Genomic DNA, 5,498 nt, shown 5'->3' on the forward strand with positions numbered 1-5,498 from the left:
ACGCCGTCGTTCATGGTGACCGCGAGCGGCTGCGCACCACCCATGCCACCGAGCCCGGCGGTCAGCGTGATGGTGCCGGCCAGGGTGCCGCCGAAGCGCTTGCGGGCGACCGCACCGAAGGTCTCGTAGGTGCCCTGCAGAATGCCCTGGCTGCCGATGTAGATCCACGAGCCGGCGGTCATCTGGCCGTACATCATCAGGCCCTTGGCCTCGAGTTCGCGGAAGTGCTCCCAGTTGGCCCAGTCGCCGACCAGGTTCGAGTTGGCGATCAGCACCCGCGGCGACCATTCGTGGGTGCGGAACACCCCGACCGGCTTGCCGGACTGCACCAGCAGCGTCTCGTCGTCGGCCAGCGTCTCCAGCGTGCGGACGATGGCGTCGAACGCCTCCCAGGATCGCGCCGCGCGTCCGGTACCGCCGTAGACCACCAGGTCATCGGGGTGCTCGGCGTTCTCGGGGTCGAGGTTGTTCATCAGCATGCGCAGCGCGGCCTCCTGCTGCCAGCCGCGGGCATGCAACTCGAGGCCTCGGGGGGCGCGAACGGGACGGGGTCCGGAAGTGGTCATCGGTGGTCTCCTCTCCCTTCCAGGATCGGACGCGGGCCGTCCCGATTCAGCACGTGCAGGTCGTACGTCTGATATCCGAGACAGCATGCCCGACACAGCGGGCAGATGAACCGGCAGGATGGGGTCCATGGCCACCGAATCGAGCACTTCCCCCGCCGTGGGACGGGCCCTCGACATCCTCAGCTACCTCGCCGAGCGCACCGGAACGGTGCCGGCGTCCACGATCGCCCGTGATCTTGAGCTGCCGCGGTCGTCGATGTACCACATCCTGACCGTGCTGACCGAGCGTGGGTTCACGGTCTACGTGCCGGAGGCCCGTGGTTACGCGCTGGGTGCGTCCGCCTACCGGCTGACCTCGGCCTATACGTTGCACGATCAGTTGGAGCGGTTGTCCCGACCGGTGCTGCGCAGCGTGGCCGCCGCGGCGGGGATCACCGTTCACCTGGGCATCCTGCGTGGCGCCAGCACGCTGTACCTGCTCAAGGAGCATCCACCGCGGCAGAGCGAACTCGAACCTCCGCTGGTGACCGCGGTCGGCGTCCTGCTGCCGGCACATCTCACCGCCAACGGACGCGCGATCCTGGCCCAGCTGCCGCCGGCGCAGCTGCGCGCGCTGTACTCACGTCCGGGTGATTTCGTCTCGCGCACCGGACGCGGCCCCCGGTCGGTCGACGACCTGCAAACCGCGCTCGCGTTGGAACGAGCACAGGGCTGGTCGGAGGAAGTGGAGTTGATCGCCGCCGGCCTCCGCTCCGCCGGCGCCCCCATCTTCGACCTGCACGGCCAGCCGGTGGCGGCAGTGAGCTGCACCTGGCGCTCCCGGATCGCCCTGCGCGACCCGTCCGAACTGATCGGCCACCTGGTCGCCGGCGCCAAGGAGATCACCCGCCGCCTGCGGTAGCGCGCAACAAGATCCCGGATCAAGTCCGGGATGACGGTCGGCCGGTACGGAGGGACGGTTCTTTTCGTCCCACACTTGGTACGCGGGGACGGTTCTTTTCGTCCCACACTTGGCACGAAGGGACGGTTCTTTTCGTTCCACAATCGCCCGGCTGTGGGACGAAAAGAACCGTCCCCGCGTACCGCGATCAGGCCAGGCCGCGCGCCGCTGGTTTGTGGGACGAAAAGAACCGTCCCCGCGTACCAAGTGTGGAACGAAAAGAACCGTCCCCGCGTACCGCGATCAGGCCAGGGGGCCGGTGACGGACTCGGCGGCTTCGATCAGAGAGCCGTCGCCGACCAGGGCGACGACGGCTTCCAGTTCGGGGGCGACGAAGCGGTCGGGGCCGGGGCCGTCGACGACCTGGCGGATCCGGTCACGGACGGCGGCGGTCGCGGGAGCCGGGTCGGGCTCGCGCAGGTCGAGGGCGCGGGCGGCGCTGACCAGTTCGCCGGCGAGTACCCGGGTGAGGCCGTCGAGGGCGCGGCGCAGTTTGCGGGCGCCGGCCCAGCCCATCGAGACGTGGTCCTCTTGCATCGCAGAACTCGGGATGGAATCCACCGATGCGGGCGTGGCTAGGCGCTTCAGCTCCGAGACGATGCCGGCCTGGCTGTACTGCAGGATCATGTGGCCCGAGTCGACGCCGGGGTCACCGGCCAGGAACGGGGGCAGTCCGTGGCTGCGCTTCACGTCGAGCAGCCGGTCGGTGCGGCGCTCGCTCATCGAGGCGACGTCCGCGACCGGGATGGCCAGGAAGTCGAGCGCGTAGGCCACCGGAGCGCCATGGAAGTTGCCGTTCGACTCGACCCGTCCGTCGAGAGTGACGACCGGATTGTCGATCGCGGAGGCCAGTTCGTTGTCGGCCACCCAGCAGCAGTGGTTCAGGGTATCCCGGGCGGCGCCGCTCACCTGGGGCGCGCAACGCAGCGAGTAGGCGTCCTGGACGATCGGGTACTCATGATCAGCATTGTCGGCGTGACTAGCCGTGATACCCGACCCGTCGAGCATCGCGGTGATCACCCGGGCACCGATCGCCTGGCCGGGCTGCGGCCGCAGCGCCTGCAGGTCAGCGGCGAACACCCGCGGGGTTCCGAGCAGCGCCTCGACGCTCATCGCGGCGGCGATGTCGGCGGTGAGCAGCAGCCGCGCCAGGTCATGCGCGGCCAGGATCAACTGGCCCAGCATGCCGTCGGTGCCGTTGATCAGCGCCAACCCTTCCTTCTCGGCGAAGGTGACCGGCTCGATGCCGGCCTCGGCCATCGCCTCCGCGGTCGGACGGCGCTCGCCGGCGGCATCGCGGACGAAGCCCTCCCCCATCACCGCCAGCGCGCAGTGCGCCAGCGGAGCCAGGTCACCGGAGCAACCCAGCGATCCGTACTCGTGGACGATCGGGGTGATGCCGGCGTTGAGCAGGGCGGCGTAGGTCTCGGCGACGACCGGACGGACGCCGGTGCGGCCGGTGGCCAGCGTGGACAAGCGCAGCAGCATCATCGCCCGGACGACCTCACGCTCCACCTCCGGCCCGGTGCCGGCGGCGTGCGAACGAATCAGGCTGCGCTGCAGATCGGCCCGGCGCTCCACCGGAATGTGCCGGGTGGCGAGGGCACCGAAGCCCGTCGAAACCCCGTACACCGGTTGATCGGACGCCGCCAGCGCCTCGATGCGGCTGCGGGTCGCCGCCAGCGCGGTCAACGCGTCCGGAGCAAGCTCCACCTTCGCGTCATGCCGCGCCACCGCCACCACCTCGTCGCGGCGTACCGGACCCATTCCGACCGTGATCGTCCCCTGGCTCATTCAGCGCACTCCTTTCCATGGCCACCGTTTCGCGGGTAAGCCCGTCGATCCAGCGAGCGAAGACGGCAATCTCGGATCCGAGTCACCTTGTCGTCAGGTGCGCCGACAGTGCGAACCGCAAGAGAGGAGATCCCGGCATTCGCCGGGATGACGCCATCAGGCAAGTCGACCAAACACACACCGTGCTGACGCCACCAGCCAAGCCAACGAAGCACACCCGGGCGACCGACGGCCGACCAGGTCGGGGACGACCCCGGCGACATCGCCCGCGGAGTTAGGCTGACAAGACAGCACCAGGAGGTACCGATGCCCGGATTCGGTCGGCGAAGCAGCCGCTCGTGGGGTGCGGCTGCGGTCGCGGCGGCGACGGCGCTCGCTCTGGTCGCACCTGCGGCGCCCGCGCAGGCCGCGGGATACGCCAGTGACAAGGACAAACCCGATCTGACCTCGATCCTGGTCGGCTACCGGGAGTTGTGGCGTCCGACCAACACCAAGAAGCTGACCGGCGCAGTGCGCGACTCCAGTCAGCTGAGTTGGAATGACCGGGTGGCCAGCTGGGTGAATCAGCACGCCACCAAGGCGCAGCAGTTCCGAGCCCTGCAGGATTCGAGGTACCTGTCCTCTGACGGCTCCGGCTACGACCAGTCGATCACCCTCGGCGACGGCCTCGGGCAACGCCTCGGCGCGCTGTACGTGAAGGGTCGGCTCACCGGCAAGCTGCCGTTGACGTCGAAGCTGCTCAACACCACTGACGGCCTGGTCGGCGACTACGTCACGACCGGTTCGGCCAAGAACACGTTCGGCTACCCGCGTCCGTTCCTGCGGTCGCGGACGACCTCCAAGCGGGTGAGCGGTGACTCGGCGTCCTGCGCACCCAGCAAGATCAACGCGAAGTCCCTTGCCAAGCTGCGTAAGAAGGGCAAATCCTGGACGACGTCCAAGAGCAACCTGCGGATCACCCGGGTGCCGGCCGCGGTCGACACCACGAAGACGTACGCGTCGAAGAACGTCAGCCTGGACGCCGGCTACGGCAGCAAGAGCATGTGTACCAGCGGGTCGTTCCCCAGCGGCCACACCCGGGCGGCCTACGCGGTCGGCATCACGCTGGCGACCCTGCTGCCGGAGCTCGCGCCGTCCATTCTGGCCCGGACCTCGGAGGCGGCGAACAACCGCCTCGTCCTGGGCGTGCATTACCCGCTGGATGTGATCGGTGGACGGATGGCGGGCGAGGCCGCGGTAGCCGCACGCTGGTCGGACAAGGTGTTCCGCGACAAGGTGCTGACGCCGGCCCGCACCGAGCTGGTCAACTACCTGCAGTCGGCCTGTGGTGCAGCCCTGGCCACCTGCATCGCGAACGACACGCCCTACGCCAACGACCCGTACCAGGGCGCGAAGATCCCCCGCGGCAGCGCCCAGATCGTGAAGAACCGGACGACGGCCCTGATCGCGTACACCGAGCGGCTCGGCTACGGCTTCAGCGCCACACAGAAGAAGGGACGCGCCGCGTCCGTGCCCAGCGGAGCGGACAGCCTGCTGCGGACGGCGTTCCCGTCGCTCAGCACGGCGCAACGCAACGCCGTTCTGGCCCAGACCGAGATCGGCTCCGGGCATGCCCTCGACACCACCGAGTTGCACCGGAAGAAGAAGGGCCCGGGCTCCTGGCAACGGCTGAACCTCGCCGCCGCCATGTCGGCCACCATCGAGGTGAAAGCGAACGGCGACGTGACGGTGATCAGCGTCGGCGGTGCGCCGACGGTGATCCGCGCCTGACCTCGTTGGTCGAGCTTGTCGAGACCTCGGGCGATGGCGCTGACGAGGGGTTTCGACAAGCTCAACCAGCAGTGGCGGCGTGGAGAGATCCCGGATCAAGGTCCGGGATGACGGCGGAGGGCCGGATGACGGGATCAAGTCCGGGATGACGGCACCAGCACCTCGTCATCCCGGCGGACGCCGGGCTCTCAGCGGCCGCGCTACACCTCGAGCAGCCCGCGGATGTCATCGGCGGTCAGCGGGGCGGCCAGGTCACCGGCCTCACCGACCACCTTGGCGAACAGGTCGCGCTTGCGTTCCTGCAGTGCGACGACCTTTTCTTCGATGGTGTCGGCGCTGACCATCCGGTAGACCATGACCGGCTTGTCCTGGCCGATCCGGTGGGTGCGGTCGATCGCCTGCAGCTCGGCGGCCGGGTTCCACCACGG

The 5,498-nt window shown here is 68.9% G+C and carries 4 protein-coding genes and 1 pseudogene; 2 read left to right on the plus strand and 3 right to left on the minus strand.

Annotated elements, in window-relative coordinates; translation table 11 throughout:
- Positions 1-566, minus strand: a pseudogene (locus Q0066_RS15400) (urocanate hydratase); the annotation flags it as partial.
- A 127-nt stretch (positions 567-693) separates the two neighbouring features.
- Here Q0066_RS15400 and Q0066_RS15405 point away from each other — a divergent pair.
- Positions 694-1,467, plus strand: coding sequence for an IclR family transcriptional regulator (locus Q0066_RS15405; protein ID WP_298134563.1), 774 nt, complete (start codon positions 694-696; stop codon positions 1,465-1,467).
- Positions 1,468-1,749: 282 nt separating this feature from the next.
- Here the strand turns inward: Q0066_RS15405 and hutH are convergent, their stop codons facing one another.
- Positions 1,750-3,300, minus strand: coding sequence for a histidine ammonia-lyase (hutH, locus tag Q0066_RS15410; protein ID WP_298134565.1), 1,551 nt, complete (start codon positions 3,298-3,300; stop codon positions 1,750-1,752).
- Between the two features lie 306 nt (positions 3,301-3,606).
- Here hutH and Q0066_RS15415 point away from each other — a divergent pair, with 306 nt between their 5' ends.
- Entirely contained in the window at positions 3,607-5,070 is a 1,464-nt protein-coding gene (locus Q0066_RS15415) for a phosphatase PAP2 family protein (protein WP_298134568.1), read from the plus strand.
- A 200-nt stretch (positions 5,071-5,270) separates the two neighbouring features.
- Here Q0066_RS15415 and Q0066_RS15420 read toward each other — a convergent pair.
- A partial coding sequence (locus Q0066_RS15420) for a DEAD/DEAH box helicase (protein WP_298134570.1) occupies positions 5,271-5,498 on the minus strand: 228 nt, incomplete at its 5' end.

It is taken from the genome of Micropruina sp., assembly GCF_027492755.1.
Taxonomy (GTDB): Bacteria; Actinomycetota; Actinomycetes; order Propionibacteriales; family Propionibacteriaceae; genus Micropruina.